This is a genomic window from Gynurincola endophyticus, from assembly GCF_003991195.1.
Taxonomy (GTDB): Bacteria; Bacteroidota; Bacteroidia; order Chitinophagales; family Chitinophagaceae; genus Gynurincola; species Gynurincola endophyticus.
In genome coordinates this window covers 51,379-70,715 of the sequence record NZ_RCWL01000012.1, presented here as the reverse complement: position 1 = coordinate 70,715, position 19,337 = coordinate 51,379, and the positions used below count along the sequence as shown (strand labels likewise).

Sequence of the window (19,337 nt, the reverse complement as noted above, 5' to 3'; positions counted from 1 at the left end):
ATTTATTGTTGAGATCATTTTATAATGGTGGGTTTATCTTCCCGTGTAAATGAACGGTGCCCATGATAATGATAGCTGAAGCATTGGGTCACCACTGGTGATAAATTCTCTTTTTACTTCGTTCAATGCTTTTACATAGTCTTTTTTATCCTGAAAAACTTTTTGATAAAGTCTGGACACTAATACGGACGTAGCATAATCATTCACATTCCATAAAGATGTAATGGTAGCATTCGCACCCGCCATGAGAAAAGCATGATTCAATCCGGCTACACCATCACCCGGAACCAGTTTTCCTAAACCTGTCTGGCAGGCGCTCAGCATGACCAGTTCGGGAGCCATTTTTAGTTTAGCTACTTCACTTACCACGAGTTCTCCGTCTTCTCCATCTAACGGTTGTGGAAAAACTGAAAACATGATACCGCTTAAATCGAATACGTAAGGATGTACACCCGCATGGCTAGCCAGATGAATAATACGGTAATTATTCAGTGCACCGGAAGCGTTCAATCGCTTAAACTCATTTTCGGTCATTTTTTCGTTTAGAAAAATATCAGCCTCCGGTACAATAGTTTTGATCATTTCCACTTCTTTTTTTGTACCCTCGAGATAAGTAGCAGCAGTTTTGCTAAAGGTGGCAAAGGCAGGATCCAGATGCTGACCGTTGGCGATTGCTTCTTTCACTTTAAGTTCAACACGTTCAATGTCGGTTTGAGATTTTAAAGCGTAGCCTTCGGCTGTTCTTGCGCTATAGCGCGCATCACCAAAAGCCAATACAGGTTTACTGTATGTTTTTGTTTTGCGGTTGCGTAAATTGACCAGTACTGTACCACTCGGAATATAGCTGACATCATACTTTTGTACGAGGTATTGTCTGTCTTCAGTGAATAATGTTTCAAAAGGAAGGTAGTTCAGTTCTCCGTCTAAAGAGAAAATCAGGTGTTTTTTACCAGCGAGCTGCGGTTCAAACATCTGCAATAACATGTTGTAAAAGGCCATACCTGCAGCCTTTGCAATGTTCGGATTATAAGTACCGTTACGGAGTTCTTCATGCTGAGGGGCCAGTTTCCGGCGGTACCATTCAATGAGTAAGCCCAATTCGCCCTGTTTGAAATCTTGCCCCTGTGCCTGCTCTCTCGACTGATACTGTGTGTATACAGGTGTACGAAACTCTTTTTGTGCTAACTCTTTTTCAATTGCTCCGATTTCAGCATTGAAGCCGCCGTAGAGATCGGGGAGTAAACTGTTTCTTGCAAAGGAAAATCCAAAATGTACTTTATCTTTTGTTAGTAGTAAGGGAATATAGTAGCCATCGTATAAGTTGCTCGAAATATCAATATAGTAAATCAACGCCTCATCCGGTTGTAGTACAGTTTGTATCTCTTTCAAAGTTGCCCGCTTTTTACTTTTTGAGGTGCTTTCTGCCAGACTGTAACCTTTCACATCTTCAATAACAGGTAACAGGTCTTCACCTCTTTGTTCATGGGCAATACAGCCAATCAATAAATTACAAACACGATTATAATCTGCCAGTAAACCTTTTGTTTTTTCAGAAGAGGCGGTTGCCATTTCCGTTTCAATGATTTTTTTAGAGCGGATAAAGTGAGGAATCGCTTCTTTGTAGTTACCCTGATCAGTGAACAATATCCCCTGATTTTCTGCAGCGATGAATGACTGCGCATCGTTCTTAAGTTCGTTTGATATTTTTTGGTTGATGAACGCGTCTTTGTTTTGTACTAAACCACCATCATTTGTGCCGGTTCTTTTTGCATAAGCAATTCCTTCATCAAACAATTGAGCGGATTTGTTTTTATCTATGTAACTCATAGCCACTGCGGCAGCGTTGTAAGCATTTATTTTATCTTCCTGTATTACGATTTTCGGAATAACAGCTGCTAAAGTCTGTCCGTACTCTTTAGCTTGATTGATATCATTTTTTTTCAAAAACGAGTAAGTTAAATTAATCAGTACTTCATAAGAAAGGGAAGGAGTGATACCTGAACTATTCAATTCAGCCAGCATTATTTTTGATGCTAAAATAATAGCTTCATAATCTTTCACATGATCGCCATAGCGTTTCATTTGTTTATAGAGATAATATTTTGAAAGGGTGTGTTCGCGTTTTTCGGCAATAACGGCATTAAATTCAGGTAATAATTCCCGAAATAATGACTCCGTTTTTTCTTTACCGTTGACGCAGGAAGCGGCAATACCCCCCAATATATAATTGTACAGAACAGTTGGGTAACTACCTGCGTTCTTATGAGATTTGAGTCGTATAAAAGCTTCCTTTGGAAAATTACTTTTTTGGGCATTGAAATCTTTTAACAGCTGAACATATTGTTCATGGAAAGTCATATTTTCTGTATAGTGCTGACGATATTGTTGCAAGCCCTGCTGTAAGGCGCTGGTAACACCTGAGTAGTCGGTATAATTAGTAAAATTGTTGAGTATTTCCTGGAGGTGACGTTCCGCTTCTGCCTTTTCGTTGGCAGACATTGGTATAAATGAGAGTATATGAAGTGTATGAGTAATTACTTGTGGGTCTTTGGCGTACATGGCACCTAATACAGCTGAAGTGAGGTTAGTAGGTTGAAACGGATATAATGCCACTACAGCCTGATAATACTGCGAGGCCATTGAGTATTGTTTATTCCGGAAGAGCGTATTCCCTATATAAACATAAAGGCTGCCCTCTTCCGGATATCTGTCTGAGAGCGCAATGGCCAGATTAAATGATTCTTCCCATCGCCCGGCCTGGTATGCATTGGAAAGTTGCTGCCATGCAGGATGCTTGTTTATCTCGGCAGGTTGAGGAAATACCTCCTGAAACTGGCCGTACACGCTACTAAAGGTGAGTAGCAGGTATAATGAAAAAAGTAGTTTCACTATTTGATGTTAAGTAGTAAAATATAAATTCACTGATTAGTAAGGTCTGTTCAAATTGTCATTATCAATACTCCAATGAACCTTCATATAAACGATTGAGTGTTCAGTTTGATAGTAAAAAGCTGTCTGACTTTGGTTTATCTGAGTAACAAAACCATTATTTTCTTAGCCTGTTTTCATAATTCTTTCGAATTTTTGGGTTTATTTGACTGAATAAAGGTCGGGCGAGCCCTCCTTCTGTACAATACGATGAATTGCGTATTTTTATCATTAAGCGGTATTCATTATTTTTTTATTTTAGTATTCTAATAACCGACTATGATAAGGCACTTTGTTGTACAGTTCCTTTTATGGATATTTTCTTTGTTGACAGGCAACTCGTTGTTTGCACAGGAATTTAAGAAACATGCTGGTGAAATACTGCAATCAGATTGGCCTCCGCAATCTAAAATTGACAGCCTTTATCAATTGAGTTATCAGTACTATCGTCAGGACCATACTTTTTTTCAACAAGTATCTGATTCCATTATGCTTCTCTCCGAAAAAGTGAATTATAATGTTGGAAAAGCTAAGGGCCATATTATTTTGTCGCTGCTATCAGAAGGCCAGGGTGATCTGGAAGCAATGAAACAACATGCACAAAAAGCAGCTCAATACATTCCTGTGAAACCGGCAAGTAATGAGCTTGCGATGGTATTGTTTTTTGAAGGCAATTATTACAGACGGAAGAAGAGGGATAAAGAAGCGATGGAAACTTATTTTAAAGGTTTACGCGTGGCAGAAGAAGCCGGTAGCCGGCGTATGGAAGCTACTTTTAATACTTCACTAGGTATTATGCATGTGGGCAGGGAAGAGTATGACAAGGCCCTGGAATATTATAATAAAGCACTGGCTATCGCTCAGGCTGCAAATGATAAAAACCGTATCCAGAGAACCTATACCAACAAAGGTATTGTATATATGCGCCAGCGAAAATACAATGAAGCAATACAGTCGCACCAACAGGCACTGATTATGGCGAAGGAGCTGAATGATGAGCGGGATGAAGCTTTTGTTTATAACGATTTAGGAGCTACTTATTTACAAATGAATCAAAATCTACCGCAAGCGATTGACTATCTGAAAAAATCAATAGAGATCAGAGAACGGCTGAATGAAAAAGTAGAAATTGCTTACACCTATAACTATTTGGGTGAAGTGTATGGAAAAATGAACAATAAGAAAGAAGCGGTTTACTGGATTGAAAAAGCATTAAATATATCTATTGCTATCGGTAATAATAAACAACATTACGAAGCGCTTGAGTCACTATCGAATCAATATAGTTATTTCGGACAGTATGACTCAGCCTATCGTTATCTCAGGGAATATACAATTTTCCGTGATTCGGTTCGTAAGACGCAGCAGGCAGATGTAATAGCTGAATTGACGGTTCAGTATGAAACAGAAAAAAAAGAGCAGGAAATTGCTTTACTTACGCAACAAAACAAAATTCAGCAGTTGGGAATTAATCAAAGAAATCTTTATTTATTCATTGCTGCATTATTAGTAGCCGGAACGCTGGTAATACTATGGCAGTTTTACCGGACAAGAAAAGCAAAAGAAGAAAAGTTAAAACAAGAAGCAGCCATGCAAACTGAACTGTTACAACTGGAAGCCAGAAATACTCTTCAGAACGATCGCTTACGGATTTCTAAAGACCTGCATGATAATATTGGAGCAAACCTTACTTTTATTCAAACTTCTATAGATGAATCAGCTCCAGAAAATGCCGAATGGCAGGATGTGAAAAATCTGGTAAACGATACCATTACAGAATTAAGAAGAACTGTATGGCTGATCAACAAACCTTCTGTAAGGTTAGACGAGTGGTTGGTTAAGTTAAGAGAATACTATCGGAAAATAAAAAAAGTTGAGGTGGATATCGATATTGCAGATGAAACACTGGTGTTGTCTTCTAAACAGGCTACATTGATTTTTCGTATTATTCAGGAAGCTGTTAATAACAGTTTGAAACATTCCGGTGCAGGTAATATCCGGATATCGATCAAAGCAGATAATGCAAATATGAAAATCAATATTCTGGATGATGGTCGTGGTTTTGACAATATTGCTGCTTATCAGGGGTTTGGATTAGATAATATGCGACAAAACACGGAAGAGTTAAAGGGTGTTTTTTCTATAAAGAGTTCATTAGATCACGGAACCGGCATTACCATTCAATTACCAATAAATACGCAATAATGCGTATAGGTCTTAGTGAAAAATGCATCATTTTTGTAAATGACTCACAGTGCCAAAAACAGAAAGAGATGACTAATATTTCAATAGCTATCGCCGAAGATCAACCTTTGGCACTGAAATCAATATTAAAAAAGCTAAGCAATACAGCTGGCCTGGATGTTTCATTTACAGCTGCGAATGGACTCGAGTTGCTGGAAAAGTTTGAAAAACAACAAACAAATATTGTATTGATGGATATTGAAATGCCTGTAATGGAAGGTATCACCGCTACCCGTCAGTTAAAAGAAAAGTATCCTGATGTAAAGGTGTTAATGTTGACCACCTTTGATGACGATGATAAAATTTTTAACGCTATACTGTCTGGTGCTGCTGGTTATTTGTTGAAAGACGAAAGTGCAGATATGATAAAAAAAGCTATTGCTGATATTTACGAAGGTGGTGCAGCCATGTCTCCGGGAATAGCTTTGAAAGCACTCAATTATATTAAAAGCACTCCACAACCGAAAGCTGAAACCACATCACCCGAACCAAGTTTACTTTCTGCAAGGGAAACTGAAATATTAACAGCGTTAAAAGAAGGATTGGCCTATAAACAAATAGCAGACAAACTTTATATCAGTGAGGGAACTGTACGTAAGCATATTGAAAACATTTACCGAAAACTTCAGGTGAATAATAAAGTGAGTGCAGTGAATATGGCAAAGGCAAATAAGTGGTTATAAGATATATGTATTATTGTACTTATTTAATGAACTAATTTTTCAAATACTTTTATATAATAATAAAATGGCTGTTTGTCAGACAGCCATTTTTGTTATAAACATAATATATCTGGTTATTCAGGAATGCCATAATATCTGCATACAGCGCTGTAATCGCTATAGTCGACCGGTGTTGCCAGCCGTCCTCCTGAAACACCCCCCGGTATAAGAATATAGCGATATTGTAACAATGTACTCAGATTTACACTGTTACTGTTATCATGTGCAAATCGTGTGATCAGTATTTTATTCAACATTGGCGTATACGAAATGGTATTGGCTTTACCGCCGGCATTACTGGTATAAGGTAAAGTGAAATTTCCACCACCATAAGTAAAGTACACCATTACCATTCCTGAGTTTAAGATAGTATTAGTGAGGTTGGGAGCTGCTACATAACCGACTTTTACTTTTGAATTATCGATCGTTGAATCGTTGAAATTGGTGGCATATTTCCAGGTAGAATAAATCACATTAGCAGTGCCTGTCGGTCCTTGAGGTCCAGCAGGGCCAACCGGTCCTTGTGGTCCTGCAGGGCCTCTCAACGATAAAGCTGCTCCCCATGCGCCGGCTGTTTTCGGGCCGTAGAAATTATAGTTAGATTTATCCAGATAATAATCGCCGTTATTTCCCAGTGATGCGGCCGGTGCACCGGTACCACTATGTATTTTACTGCCTGCGGCTCCGGTAGCTCCCGTTGCTCCGGTTGCTCCGGTAGCACCTCTCAATGTAATAGGTGTGCCCCAGCCATTAGTAGTTTTTGGACCATAAAATTGTGAGGTGGAAAGGTCGATGTAAAAGTCGCCGATGGCACCGATATTGGCAGCTGCTGCGCCGTTTCCGCTGAGAATTTTACTGCCATCAGGACCGGGAACACCTTGTTCTCCTCTTTCTCCCTGCGGACCCTGGCCTTCTTTTTGACAACTTACGGATAATAGAAGTATACTGCAAAAGAATACCGTAACAATGCTGAATTGTTTCATGTGAAGTGTGTTTAAATCGAATTTAATATTTACATTTCTGCGGAAGGGTTTAACGCTGGTGCGTTTGAATGCGGTGCCAAATTTTTAAAAAATAAAAGATTATAAATAGTAAAAAACAATAGATTATTGACTGTTTAATCTTGATTTCTTAGCTCGCAGTTGGTGGGGTATAATTTGAACGGCAATTAAGCCGATGCAAATATATAAAACATCAAAACAATCCAAATACCATAAAAATGGTAAATTAATTTTTAGGAAATCAAAATTATTTTTTTTATCATTTGAATGAAATACCGGATAATATGCCGGTGCCGGATCTTGTATTACTGCCTGAGATAAGATTTGTTCTGTTTTTAACTCCTATTTCGAATGAAGTACCTTTACCGCCGGTGATGGCTTTGGTTGCCTGATCAATTCCTTTATTCACAATTTTGTCTTCCACTTCTTTACCAGGAACTTTGGGTACATCAATTCCTACCTTCACCTGTGCTTTCGTTTCAAAAATGAGGTTTTTTACTCCTGACTTATCCAATTCAATTTCCATCGCGGTGCTGATAGAAGCATTTGCGCCGACAGGACCTATACCTGCACCCACTCCAAAGGTGAGCTCACCTCTTACAAAGGCATTCCAGTCTTTTATTCCCTGCGGATCCATTTCAATACTTACTTGTGATACCAGAGAAGCACCTGCTTTCAATGGGCCTATATTGGTACTGCCGCCTAGTTTGGGTTTTATAACGAGACTGCTGGTTTCATACTCGTCGTTGGCACCTAAATTTCGGGTATACTTTATAAAGTCAGTATTGAACTCCCAGGAAGTGTGTGTACAATTAGTTTTTAAGGTAATTGGCCCGCCAATAGAGATAACACTTTTATATGTACATGCATCCGTGTAGTCGAACTCCTGCAGTTTTCCATAAGTCTTCTTTTCAGCCCCCTGTTCATTACATATAAAAGTAGATATACCATCAATACCTTCAAATTCAGGTCTGAAATCTATGCATTTCTTCAACCAATCGATCTGAAATTCCATAGCTATCATTCTGAGCATATTTTCATCGGTACTGGTAAATAGTGCCCAATAAGCCATATCTTTCAGGTAATGTCGGTATTCTTCCAGGTATTCTTCATCATAAGGTTTTTTATATTTATTGAGTTTGTTTATTAGTTCGCTTTTAGACTGCTGGTGAGCTTCACAAGGTGCTTCAGGAGGAGGGAATTTATGTGCTTTTCGAATAGAGTCCATTCCCAGTGTTTTCTTTATCTGGTTGGGAATGAGGTACTCTTCTAGTCTTTTCTCGAAAAATTCATGAGTTTGTTTTGATCCATACATTGCTTGCCGCGACATAAAAGGAACAAAATTTAAAATAGGCAGGCTCCCATTCTGAAAATCATTCATCATTTGTTTGGCAGAGTTATGTGCACTGGTTGACATTTTAGTAACAAGGTTTGGAACTTCTCTCTCAAGTTTTTCTATCCGTTTTTTACATTCAGTAGTAAATTCTTTCCATAAGGGATACAATTGATTTGCATCAACAACAGACAGGGGGTATTCAGGACGGTGGATGGTTTCCAGTTCTAAAGGATCTCCACTGCGTACAAATGGGAGAAAAATGTCCGCATTTTTTAATTTGTAGCCAAGTTTTTTTAACTTCTCTTCTTTCTCTGGTGTATAAGCATGTTTAATAGATTTTTTTACATTCTCTATTGCTTTGGTAACATTACCTTTACTTTCTTCAATAGCAGCTTTGGTAAGATTTGCCTGCGGATGGTAGGGGTACAATGTAAGAGCACTGTCAAGATAGTTGCCGGCTTTATCTAAATCTCCTAAACCAAACCATGCCTGCCCCAGGTTATTGAGTAAGGTGCTGTTCCATTTAAATTTCTGATTAAGATTATTCAATAAAGGAATAGCCAGGTGCTGACCGCCCTGCATCGTCAGCATTGCTGCATAGTTACTGATATTGTCAGTGCTGGAAGCATCAGAAGCACATACTTTTCCTAAAAGATAGAGCGCTATCTCTGGTTTTCCATACAGCCAGAAACCCATAGCGATATTACCTGATTCATCACTATCATACTTATTGGATTGCATATATCCATAGATATTCTCGGCAGTTATTCTATTTTCAGGAGAAATTTTACTGACGCTTTTTGAATGTATAGTGGTTATATAAGATGCTATTTCCGCATCCTTCAATGGTTTGGGAATAGCAGCAATTCTTGCAGCGTCTTTTTTAGGAACTATGCGGCCTTCCTCTTCCCATGCTTTGGCCAGTTGTTTGTCTGTTATACCGTTAAGGTTTTTTGCTGCTTTTCCCATATCCGGCAGCTTTATTCCCATACTTTCCATCATCTTTTTATCTTCTTCGCTCATTTCGCCCATCATACCCTGTGCCTCTTTAATCATTTCCTCCATTTCTTTCTGGGTAGGAGGCGCTTCTTTTTTGGTTGGTTTTTTCTGCGCATAACTTGCAAAAGCAATCAAAAGAATCAGTGGGATAAGTATTATTCTCATATAATTAGTTATTGAATAATTGATTTTAATCATTATTACCGGGGGGATTATCTATCAAAGATTTATTGGTATCCATACGGCTGTAGTTAAATTCATGTGGTACATTAGCCCGGTTACTTTGTTTACCATCACGTGCCGTCTCTTTGGCGGAGGTTAATATCAGATAATTTTCACCCATTCCTGAGAGATATCTGATCTCAAAAGTGTAGGATGTTTTTTCAAGTGGATAAGGAGCATTTTGCTGAAAGGAACCCCATCCTTCAGTTCTGTCATTGTTTGCTTTACTCCACCATTCTCCTTTTCCCTGCCGGGGAGTAATGGTAAGTTGGTTTCCATTTACAGAATAGTTGCCGGTTTCTCTTATAAAGAGAATGTGTTTAATAGTAGTTGACCAGTTTTTTGCCCGGTACTCATAAGTACCATCGGCATGAAAGAGATATTCTTTTCTCATATAACCACCCCTTGTCATCGGTAGTCCGTTCAGATAACCGTCTGTTTCTGTAATTGATTTAGTCCATAAACCTATAATTGAAGAGGCAGCACTGTTATTGACTGTTGCAGTATTTGTTGTAGCGTCGAGTTTTACAGAAGAGATCAGTTTTTGAAAATCTTTCAGGTAGGGTTGTGCAGTAGCATTACAAAGAATACTTAAACAGACCTTTCCGTTACTATAGGTGGTAAGAATACTTGCCACATTCACACCGTTGTGTTGCCATACACCGCTGCGGCTCATCACACTCCAGCCTTCGGCGCTTTCGGCTTTTGTTTTTTCCTCCTGTTGTACCGGGCGTGCTGATAATACGATATTATTCCATTCGCTTTGCGAATCTTCTTCTATGCTACCTTTACTTGCGGTGCTTTTGTAGATAGCTATCTGCGACCAGCTACCTCCGTCAATGCGCGAATAGCTGGTGAATGTAGTGTTGATTTCTTTTTTCCAATTTTTCAACGGTGTATAACGCACTATATCATAAGTTTCTTTTTGTGCAAAAACAGTAATGTGAAGAAATAATAAAATGAATAGTTGAATGTTTTTCATAATTATACACAGGTTGTTTATTAGTAATTGGCGATATGTGCTTTTGACCGGTCAAAAGGAGTAAAGCTGCTAACGATACCATCAGCACTCAGCTTTCGGATAACATGGTTTTGAGAGTCAACGATATAAAGGTTACCCTTGCTGTCGTACACCATACCTTTAGGGAAGTTGAAGAGCGCGAGTTCTGCTTTACCGTCTTTATGTCCTTCCTGTGCGCGTCCGCCGATGTTCTGAGAACTCGGGTCGATAATATTGTTTCCGGCCATCGTAATTACTTTACCGGTGGCTACTCTTGTAATCCGGTGGCTGCGGTTGTCTGAATAAACGATATGATTATTTTTGTCTGTCAGCAAAAATCCCGGATCAAACAATTCAGCTTTACTGGTATCGCCGGTTACATATACAGGATTCCATTCTCTTTTGAATGGTTTACCGGCGACATTGCTGATTTGTAATGTTTTCAGATCCAGTTTTCTTATGGCGCGCGAAAACCCACCACCACTGTAAATAAGATTGCCTTCTTTGTCTAAAGTAATACCACTGATATTTGCAAAAAGCATATACTGGCCTTTACTGTTTTTTAAAGTGGTCACTTTGCCATTGCTTACTTTGCGAATAATCGTCCACCATTCCCAACTGTTTTCATTCTTCATTTTTGCCGGTGCATCGGGCTCAAATGCGAGCTGTTCACTTTTAACAGTACCGAGTTCTTTAATAAGTTTTCCGGCTACATCAGCAAGATAGATATCACCATTTTCAGCGATTATCATACTGTTGACAGTGTTGAATTTTGCCGTTTGCAGGGTACCGTCTCCTGTGCCACTATAGTTGACATCACCGGCGTAGTGTTCAATGCGTACGCTTCCCTTGTTATCAAACGTAAACTTTTTAATGGTGCCTGAACCCGAAGAGTAGAGAATATCATTTCGATCCATCATGATCAAACCGTCTCCGTAAGATGAAACTCTCTGTATTTTACCATCGGGTGAAACCCTTACGATTCCGTTGCGGTCTTTGACATACAGATTGTCTTTACTGTCTATTGTTATTGACCTTGGATAGTTAATGACATTTGATTCCGGAGGGAAATCTGATTCTTTCTCAATAATGCCATTATCCTTTGCTGTGCTTGCCGTAACAGTGTGATTGGCATTACCTGTTGTGTTACCCGCTGCTTTATCCAGCACCTGATCGGTTTTGTTATCCAGTGGCTTTTTTACCATTTTATCAATGGTTTTGTTAACGGTTTTATCTACTGACCCGTTAATGGTTTGATCCATTTTGTTTTTTATTTTTTTCAGCACTTGTGCCTGTGCTGCAAAGGAGGAGAGGATCAGGACGGGAATAATGATGGACTTTTTCATATCAATTATTTTATATAGGAATGGTTAGTAATAGTTTAATAATCTTTCACATTGAAAAAGAATGAATTATATAAATATTCTAAATTTAAGCTCAGTGTAGAATGTTGCTATTACATTCATATACGGATAGCTGATTTCATTAAACAAAGGTGTCTGATTAATCAACACCGGTCAATCGTCTAAAAAGATGATTTTTTATTTTCTGTTTAAAATCATCTTTTTGGATGATAACTTCTGAATAGTTTAATATTTATCTTTATTACAATACTTTATATGCTATGGCAGCACTTTTTCCTAATAAAGTTGTAACGTTGTATAGCGTTCTTCTTTGTAGTATCTTATTATTGTTTTCTTCTACTTTACTGATGTCGCAGAGTCATAACCTCGACAGTATGGAAAGTAAAATCGGGTTGCATTCAACGAGAGATACCATAAAAGTGCGTCTGCTATTAGACTATGCACGCGCAACATTAAATGACAATACTACTAAACTGCTTCCTTTTCTTGAGGAAGCTGCCAGCATCAGCCGGGAAAAAGAATTCCGGCGTGGGTTACAATCCTCCTATTTAATGTTACAGATTTATTACTCTGACAGAGGTGATGTTGAGCTGGCAAGAGTTTATGCCGATACTGCTTACAGGTATCTTAAGAATGATACAAACAAATCTGCCATCACAGATCTGGCATGGTTACATAATAATATGGCTGGCGATTATGCCAGGTTAGCTGATTATCAACAAGCCATCGATCAACTAACTAAAGCGGCTACTATATTCGAACAACATAATCAAGAAGCACTACCTGCCATTTACAGTAATATCGCTCTGATGTACGGAATATTGTTATTACCGGAGCGGGCTCTCGAGTATGACAGAAAAGCGATTACAGCCGCAGAAAAAACAGGAAATCAGTTAAGCATAGCACGTCGTAACCTTGGCTATGTGGCAAGGCTGATTACCCTGAAAAATTTTAAAGAAGCTGAAGTCATTTTAAACAAAATCGAACCCATCGTAATGGCGGTGGATAACAATTCTACCTATATTTTTTTTTATCAGAACAAAGGACTGGTCAGCCAACACGCATCTGATTATAAAAACGCAATTTATTATCTGAAAAAGTCGTATAGCTATACGCTGAAAAATGATGACAAACTGATGCAGGTAACCATTCTCAATCCGCTTACTTCGGTTCTGTCAGATGCGGGTGAATTTTCGGAGGCAAAAATTTATCTCGACACATTGCTAGCCAAATCATTAGTACATAAAATACGTTCGGCAGAACTGGACGCATACAGAAATTATGCACAATGGTACCAACTGCAAAAGGATTACAAAATGGCAAACGGATTTCTTACCAAAAGCATACAATTGTCAGATAGTTTGTCATCCGAAGAAATGAGAGAAAAAATAGCGGCAATGGAAACCCGCTTCAGTGTAGAAGGAAAAAACAATGAGATAAAAAAACTGCAAGCAGAAAAGGAATTACAACAATTGCAATTACGTCAGAAAAATACGCTGAACTATATTTTGATGAGCAGTGCTTTGGCTTTAATCCTCATTTTTTTACTGGTATATCGTAATTATCAAAACCATAGAAAATTACAACAACAACGAATTTCTGAACTGGAAACCGAAAAACAGCTTGCCGCAACAGAAGCAGTCCTTAAAGGAGAGGAGCAGGAGCGTGCGCGTCTTGCCAAAGACCTGCATGATGGCTTAGGTGGTATGCTGAGCGGAATTAAACACTCTTTTACCAATATGAAAGAAAATTTAATCATGACACCTGAGAATGCGCAGGCTTTTGAACGTGGTATCGATCTGCTCGATAAAAGTATCAAAGAAATGCGTCGTGTGGCGCACAACATGATGCCTGAGATATTGATTCAATTCGGATTGGATACAGCCTTAAAAGAACTTTGCCTGGAAATAAACCGTAACGGATCAATGAATGCTACCTATCAATCTGTTGAGGTTGAGGGGGTACAGCTCGAACAGAATCTTTCCGTTACCACTTACCGTGTTGTACAGGAATTGGCGAATAATGCGTTGAAACATGCGCATGCACGAAACTTACTGGTACAGGTACATATTTCACAGGAAGATAATCTGTTGCTGCTGACGGTAGAAGATGATGGTAAAGGATTTGATGTTTCGCTGTTGGAAAAATCCGGTGGTATGGGATGGAGAAGCATTCGTAACCGCATTGAATCAGTGAAAGGAAAGATTGATATCAATACCGGAACGGGAAATGGAACTTCTGTATTAATTGAAATACCATTGTCATGAGTAAGAAAGTTTTCATAACCGATGATCATTTCATGGTGATTGAAGGTATACGGTCGTTATTACAGAACGAACAGGATATTGAATGGTTAGGTCATGCGATGAGTGCAGCTGCTTGTCTGGAGTTTTTAGAAAACCAGTTGCCCGATGTATTATTGATGGATATCAATCTTCCAGATCAGAAAGGTACTATCCTTTGTAAAAAGGTAAAGGACAAATACCCGCAGGTACAGATTTTAGGGCTCAGCACTTACGACCAGCAATCGATTGTGAGAAACATGCTGAATAACGGTGCCTCCGGTTATTTATTGAAAAATGCTTCAAAAGAAGAATTACTTGAAGCAATTGAAGTGGTAATGGCCGGCGGTGAATACCTTTGTATGGAAGTGGCTGAATCATTAAAACAACGTATGATAGAAAAACCTGTTATCACCAAACGTGAGCAGGAAGTGTTACGGCTTATCTGCGATGGACTCACCAATCCTGAAATAGCGGAAAAACTATTTATCAGTCTGCCCACAGCGAACACACACCGTAAAAGCTTATTGAAAAAATTCGAAGCCAGAAATGTAGCCTCACTGGTGAAGATGGCGATAGAGGCGGGGTTGGTTTGAGCATAATCAATCAGTATATCGCTTGCAAATAAGCTAAAAAACATGATTATGTAAATATTATCACATTTTACAAATTTAAAATAGGTTTTAGGGATGTCAGATTGTAATAAACTTTAGTTTTCATATACCAATTAATAAATAGAATACTAAAATATGTTCTCTTTGCATCCACAAAAGTATTATCAATTTGTTCTAAACTTTTTCGCTTTCGTTAAATCCCCTGCAATAAGTTTTGATTCACCTGTCACAAGGCAGGATAAAATTGCTGAATCAGTAACTCTGTTTATACTAAAATTTTTGTTTGCTATTCTGATTGCTTCTGTTATAGGTATTTTTTATGAGCCTCAGAATCTTACAGACAAATCAATGTCTGATCGTTTTATTCCGATTCTGTATTTACTGATAGGAGGAATGTTATTACCACTTTTTGAAGAAACTTTATTCCGGCTTTCTTTAGTTTTCAAACCCATTTACCTCGCCTTATCTGCGGCTTGTTTCGGTTATTACCTGAGTACTAAAATAATTTTCAATAGTCGTTTAACATTAATAGACGATACTTTCCTGTATAGGATAGGAATAAGCATTTTATTAGGAAGCTTAATGCTCATTATCTTAAGCAATCAGCAATTGAAAAACCGGTTAAGATCGGTATGGACTAATAAATTTCATGTTATTTACTACACATCAGCAATTGTCTTTGCCTGGTTGCACCTACTTAACTTTGAATTAAACTATACTAATATTCTGTTAACTCCGATTCTCACCTTACCACAACTTTTCAGTGGTTTGGTTACAGGCTATCTTCGTGTGAAGTTTGGATTTTTATACCCTCTATTATTTCATGTATTTACCAATTCTATTTTAATTGGGTTAAGTATTTTGGTGGGATAATACTCATTCTATATAAAAGAAATTTTAGATAAATTGTCCTCCTTTTAAAAATTCAATCGTCATTAGTTAATTAAAATATTAAACAATGAAAGAATTTGCATTAATTTTCAGATTGAGTGACATCGCTGACTTCCAGCCTTCACCGGAGCAAATGCAGGAAAGAATGAACTGGCTGGGCGGTATTGCTGCACAAAATAAACTGGTAGATAAAGGGAATACATTATTACCTGCACCCGGAACTGCGAAAACGGTAAAATCCGATAACGTAGTAACTGACGGGCCTTATACGGAAATTAAAGAGTTTATTAGCGGTTACATAGTTGTTAGAGCTGAAACCATTGAAGAAGCCGTAGCAATGGCTAAGGGAAATCCTATTTTTAAAATCGGTGGCAGTATCGAAGTAAGAGAAGTTTTAAAGCGTAATTAATGCTGCTTATATTTAGTAGTTAAATCATACAACCATCACACAATGAGCTTTTTCAATCTTGAAAAATACCGTAACGCAAAACTATTAACTAAATCTGATTTCCTTATCGGAAGTGGTCTTTCTATAGTCATGCTTATCTTATTTGTTTGGGGAAGCTCAGGGATGAGCCTGGTAGCAACTTTTGTTCCCGGGCTTATATTTGCCTGGTATTTGTTTGCGTTTATCTATTTTAACAAGATAGAATTACCGGATTATAACATCTTTTTACCTGTTTATTTTTTAACTTTAGGCTGGCAATTTGTTCACTTCGCAGAAGAATTCATCACTAATTTCAAAGAGTTATTTCCTTTAATGTATGGTGGATTGCCTTATTCGGAAAACAGTTTTGTTATCTTCAATATGTTTTCTTACCTCATGTTTATTGTTTCTCCTGTATTAGTATATTTCAGAGGATTAAAGTTTCTTTTCATACCTGCATTATTCTTTATCGTTTATGGAGCTATGGGTAATGCTATTGCCCACAGTTGGTGGAGTATTTATTTCGGACAGTATTTTTCAGGGTTATATACCTCTTTGGTGTATTGGATATTGGGAACAGTACTTGTAACAATAGTATTCAGGTCAAAACAACGTTCTTTTACTTATATTCTTGCTTTTACAGGCGTTTTGATAGCAACATTAACTCTTTTAATGAAATAACGAGCGTAAATTGAACATTGAAAACAGATGAACTTATACCTCATTTATTCCGTCAGGAATATGCTAAGATGACGGCTGTATTATGCCGCCATTTTGGTTTACGCCATATTGAAATAGCTGAAGATATAGCCAGCGATACATTTTTGAAGGCTTCTGAAAATTGGGCAATTAACGGAGTTCCGGAGAACCCTTCCGCCTGGCTTTATACGGTAGCAAAAAACAAATTAAAAGACTCTCTTAAACATATATCCGTTTTCGATACAAAAGTCAGCAACGAAATAACACTGAATGAAACTCAGGTAGATAAAGAGTTTGAATTTGATAGTCAGATCATTGCGGATAGCCAGCTGGCAATGATATTTGCTGTTTGTAACCCTGCAAATGCTGGTGAAAGTCAGATTTGCCTGGCGCTACAAATTCTTTGTGGTTTTAGCGTGGAAGAAATTGCTACTGCTTTTTTTGCAAAGAAAGAAACCATTAAAAAGCGTTTACAACGGGCCAGAGTTAATCTTCGCAATGATAATTTTAAAATTCAAACACTAACCAGCATTGAAATAGAATCGAGATTACAATTTGTTTTAAGAACGTTGTACTTATTGTTTAATGAAGGATATTATTCTGCAACCAACGACCGGCAAATACGCACTGAACTCTGCTCTGAAGCAACCCGGCTAACTTTGTTGCTCACAGAAAATACATTAACAAATACTGCAGAGGTAAATGCGCTGCTGGCCTTAATGTGTTTTCAAAGCTCAAGGCTCAATGCAAGAACTGATCAAAACGGAACAACTGTTCTTTTTGAAGAGCAGGACAGAACTTTGTGGGATAGACAACTGATTCAACGGGGAAATTACTATCTGGTGAATGCAACAAACGACTCCACTCAGTACCGAACAAAATATCATCTCGAAGCCGGCATTGCTTATTGGCATACGACCTCTGACGCCAACAAATGGATACATATTCTTCATTTGTATAATCAACTGTTGTTGATCGAATACTCGCCCGCAACTGCCTTGAACAGAGCATTTGTATTTTCTAAAATATACGGATGCGAAAAAGCTATTCAGGAAGCTGAAAAATTAAATCTTACAGAAAGTAATTACTATCACGAACTGTTAGGTTACCTGTATGCTGATATAAACATAGAAAAAGCACTTTACCATTACGGTCAGGCAGTAGAAAATACAAAGTCTAAAAAAGAACGGCAAACATTGCAGAGAGAAATAATACGCCTGAAAACCAGCGTATAAACATTGATGATTGGCGTAAATGCCTGCAAAAATGATAAATTTGTAACTGAAATAATCTCTTTACAAAGAAAAATTCATTGTTCGGCTAATTTTATATTTGTAGATAATTATAGAATATGAACCAGCTTAAAAATATTATAACCATTCAGCATCCCGAATCTATTCACCATACAAATGGAATGGTCGGTTCCTGGACTGATTGGGAACTTTCTGAAAAAGGGAAGCAGCAGGCTAATGCTATTGCCCGTAATCTTAAAAATGAAATCGGCTCTAAGCAGTTTGTATTATATTCTTCACCACTATTGAGAACGGTGCAAACCGCAGAAATAGTTGCGAAACAGCTGAATATTGTTCCGCAGCTGGTTGGGGCGTTGAAAGAAAGAGGACTGGGCAGAGCGAATGGTCAATCAGTAAAATGGTTGAAGGAGAATATTGAACAGCAGGAATTGACTGTTTATGACAGGTGCTTTAGTGATGCTGAATCAAGAAGTGATGTCTGGAACCGGCTGCTACCTTTTTATAACGAAATAGTCAATGACGATATTGAGAACTTCATCTTAGTGTCTCATGGTGATACATTGAGTATATTGAATGCAATATGGTTAAGGTTAGAGATGGAAGTGCTCAATACAATTGATTTGTATGGTGTAAGTGGGGGGGTATCTTTTTTACAGCAGAATAAACAAGGAAAAAGAATTATCAGAAAGTTGGGAGATACATCATACATGAAGTAGCCGGCTTCAACACGTATTAGAGTATTAAATGATCACAATAAGATTTTAATGTTTATTTGGTACAGAGGTTTTTTAATGATAAAATTTTATCTATCAGTTTTTGTGCATGTTCTTTAGCCCTTGTCTTTATCTCTTCTTCACCATAACCTGCGGCGGAAGAAGTACCATGAAAGTATAACGGATCAATATAATTCATCTGAGTGTGGTACGCAGTCTGTTCAAGATTTTTACAGAATTCATGTACCCTGAAATGTTGAAAGCCCAAAGCCGTATAACTTTTTTCAGAGGATCCCACTGTAAAACTTGGTAAAAAATTTTTACCCTTTAATCGATCGCCTTTTGAACCATACGCAAACTGGTGTTGAAATACTTCGTCAAACCAATGTTTCAGTAGGGCAGGCATGCCGTACCAATAAAACGGATATTGAAAAACAATGGTCTGGTGTTGCAGTAAAGCTTGTTGTTCAGCGCTGATATTGATTTTGAAATCGGGATATAGTTCATGTAAGTTTCTGATTTCCATATCTATATTACTTTTTTTTAGTACCTCTATAATAGTTTTGTTTGCAACGGATTGTGTTAGATCCGGATGAGCCAGAATGATTAATGCCATACTATAATTATTTTAGTTACAAAACT

Annotated in this window: 15 protein-coding genes; 9 read left to right on the top strand and 6 right to left on the bottom strand. The window is 37.9% G+C overall.

All coding sequences use genetic code 11. The annotated features are described in order from the left end of the window. Nucleotides 1-33: 33 nt before the first annotated feature. The gene (locus D9O48_RS17785) at nucleotides 34-2,889 is read right to left on the bottom strand and encodes a CHAT domain-containing protein (RefSeq protein ID WP_126974346.1); all 2,856 of its coding nucleotides are present in this window, start codon (nucleotides 2,887-2,889) and stop codon (nucleotides 34-36) included. Between the two features lie 318 nt (nucleotides 2,890-3,207). Between D9O48_RS17785 and D9O48_RS17780 the strand changes: the two genes are divergently transcribed. Together D9O48_RS17780 and D9O48_RS17775 are read left to right on the top strand one after the other, a co-directional pair. Further along, on the top strand, nucleotides 3,208-5,133 hold the full coding sequence (locus D9O48_RS17780; RefSeq protein ID WP_126974345.1) for an ATP-binding protein: 1,926 nt from the start codon (nucleotides 3,208-3,210) through the stop codon (nucleotides 5,131-5,133). Nucleotides 5,134-5,201: 68 nt separating this feature from the next. Beyond that, nucleotides 5,202-5,855 (top strand): response regulator transcription factor, encoded by a 654-nt coding sequence (locus tag D9O48_RS17775; RefSeq protein ID WP_126974344.1) that lies wholly within the window; start codon nucleotides 5,202-5,204, stop codon nucleotides 5,853-5,855. 113 nt (nucleotides 5,856-5,968) lie between these two features. Here the strand turns inward: D9O48_RS17775 and D9O48_RS17770 are convergent, their stop codons facing one another. From D9O48_RS17770 to D9O48_RS17755, 4 genes are all read right to left on the bottom strand, one after another. Beyond that, nucleotides 5,969-6,877 (bottom strand): collagen-like domain-containing protein, encoded by a 909-nt coding sequence (locus D9O48_RS17770; RefSeq protein ID WP_126974343.1) that lies wholly within the window; start codon nucleotides 6,875-6,877, stop codon nucleotides 5,969-5,971. A 277-nt stretch (nucleotides 6,878-7,154) separates the two neighbouring features. Next, nucleotides 7,155-9,395 (bottom strand): tetratricopeptide repeat protein, encoded by a 2,241-nt coding sequence (locus tag D9O48_RS17765; RefSeq protein WP_126974342.1) that lies wholly within the window; start codon nucleotides 9,393-9,395, stop codon nucleotides 7,155-7,157. 25 nt (nucleotides 9,396-9,420) lie between these two features. Beyond that, on the bottom strand, nucleotides 9,421-10,434 hold the full coding sequence (locus tag D9O48_RS17760) for a hypothetical protein (protein WP_126974341.1): 1,014 nt from the start codon (nucleotides 10,432-10,434) through the stop codon (nucleotides 9,421-9,423). A gap of 20 nt (nucleotides 10,435-10,454) precedes the next feature. Further along, a complete protein-coding gene (locus D9O48_RS17755; RefSeq protein WP_126974340.1) occupies nucleotides 10,455-11,798 on the bottom strand; it encodes an NHL repeat-containing protein in 1,344 nt (447 codons plus the stop codon). A 278-nt stretch (nucleotides 11,799-12,076) separates the two neighbouring features. Between D9O48_RS17755 and D9O48_RS17750 the strand changes: the two genes are divergently transcribed. From D9O48_RS17750 to D9O48_RS17720, 7 genes are all read left to right on the top strand, one after another. Next, nucleotides 12,077-14,083, top strand: coding sequence for a tetratricopeptide repeat-containing sensor histidine kinase (locus D9O48_RS17750; protein WP_126974339.1), 2,007 nt, complete (start codon nucleotides 12,077-12,079; stop codon nucleotides 14,081-14,083). Then, entirely contained in the window at nucleotides 14,080-14,694 is a 615-nt protein-coding gene (locus tag D9O48_RS17745; protein ID WP_126974338.1) for a response regulator, read from the top strand. The genes D9O48_RS17750 and D9O48_RS17745 overlap by 4 nt, the downstream gene beginning before the upstream one ends. A gap of 297 nt (nucleotides 14,695-14,991) precedes the next feature. Beyond that, on the top strand, nucleotides 14,992-15,585 hold the full coding sequence (locus tag D9O48_RS17740) for a CPBP family glutamic-type intramembrane protease (RefSeq protein ID WP_158624934.1): 594 nt from the start codon (nucleotides 14,992-14,994) through the stop codon (nucleotides 15,583-15,585). An 85-nt stretch (nucleotides 15,586-15,670) separates the two neighbouring features. Beyond that, entirely contained in the window at nucleotides 15,671-16,012 is a 342-nt protein-coding gene (locus tag D9O48_RS17735) for a YciI family protein (protein ID WP_126974336.1), read from the top strand. 42 nt (nucleotides 16,013-16,054) lie between these two features. Beyond that, nucleotides 16,055-16,711 carry a hypothetical protein gene (locus tag D9O48_RS17730; protein ID WP_126974335.1) on the top strand — a complete coding sequence of 219 codons (657 nt, stop codon included), beginning with the start codon at nucleotides 16,055-16,057 and terminating at the stop codon, nucleotides 16,709-16,711. Between the two features lie 17 nt (nucleotides 16,712-16,728). Beyond that, nucleotides 16,729-17,964 carry an RNA polymerase sigma factor gene (locus D9O48_RS17725; protein ID WP_126974334.1) on the top strand — a complete coding sequence of 412 codons (1,236 nt, stop codon included), beginning with the start codon at nucleotides 16,729-16,731 and terminating at the stop codon, nucleotides 17,962-17,964. Between the two features lie 116 nt (nucleotides 17,965-18,080). Beyond that, the gene (locus D9O48_RS17720) at nucleotides 18,081-18,698 is read left to right on the top strand and encodes a histidine phosphatase family protein (RefSeq protein WP_126974333.1); all 618 of its coding nucleotides are present in this window, start codon (nucleotides 18,081-18,083) and stop codon (nucleotides 18,696-18,698) included. 52 nt (nucleotides 18,699-18,750) lie between these two features. Here the strand turns inward: D9O48_RS17720 and D9O48_RS17715 are convergent, their stop codons facing one another. Beyond that, entirely contained in the window at nucleotides 18,751-19,311 is a 561-nt protein-coding gene (locus D9O48_RS17715; RefSeq protein ID WP_126974332.1) for an NAD(P)H-dependent oxidoreductase, read from the bottom strand. Between the last annotated feature and the right edge of the window lie 26 nt (nucleotides 19,312-19,337).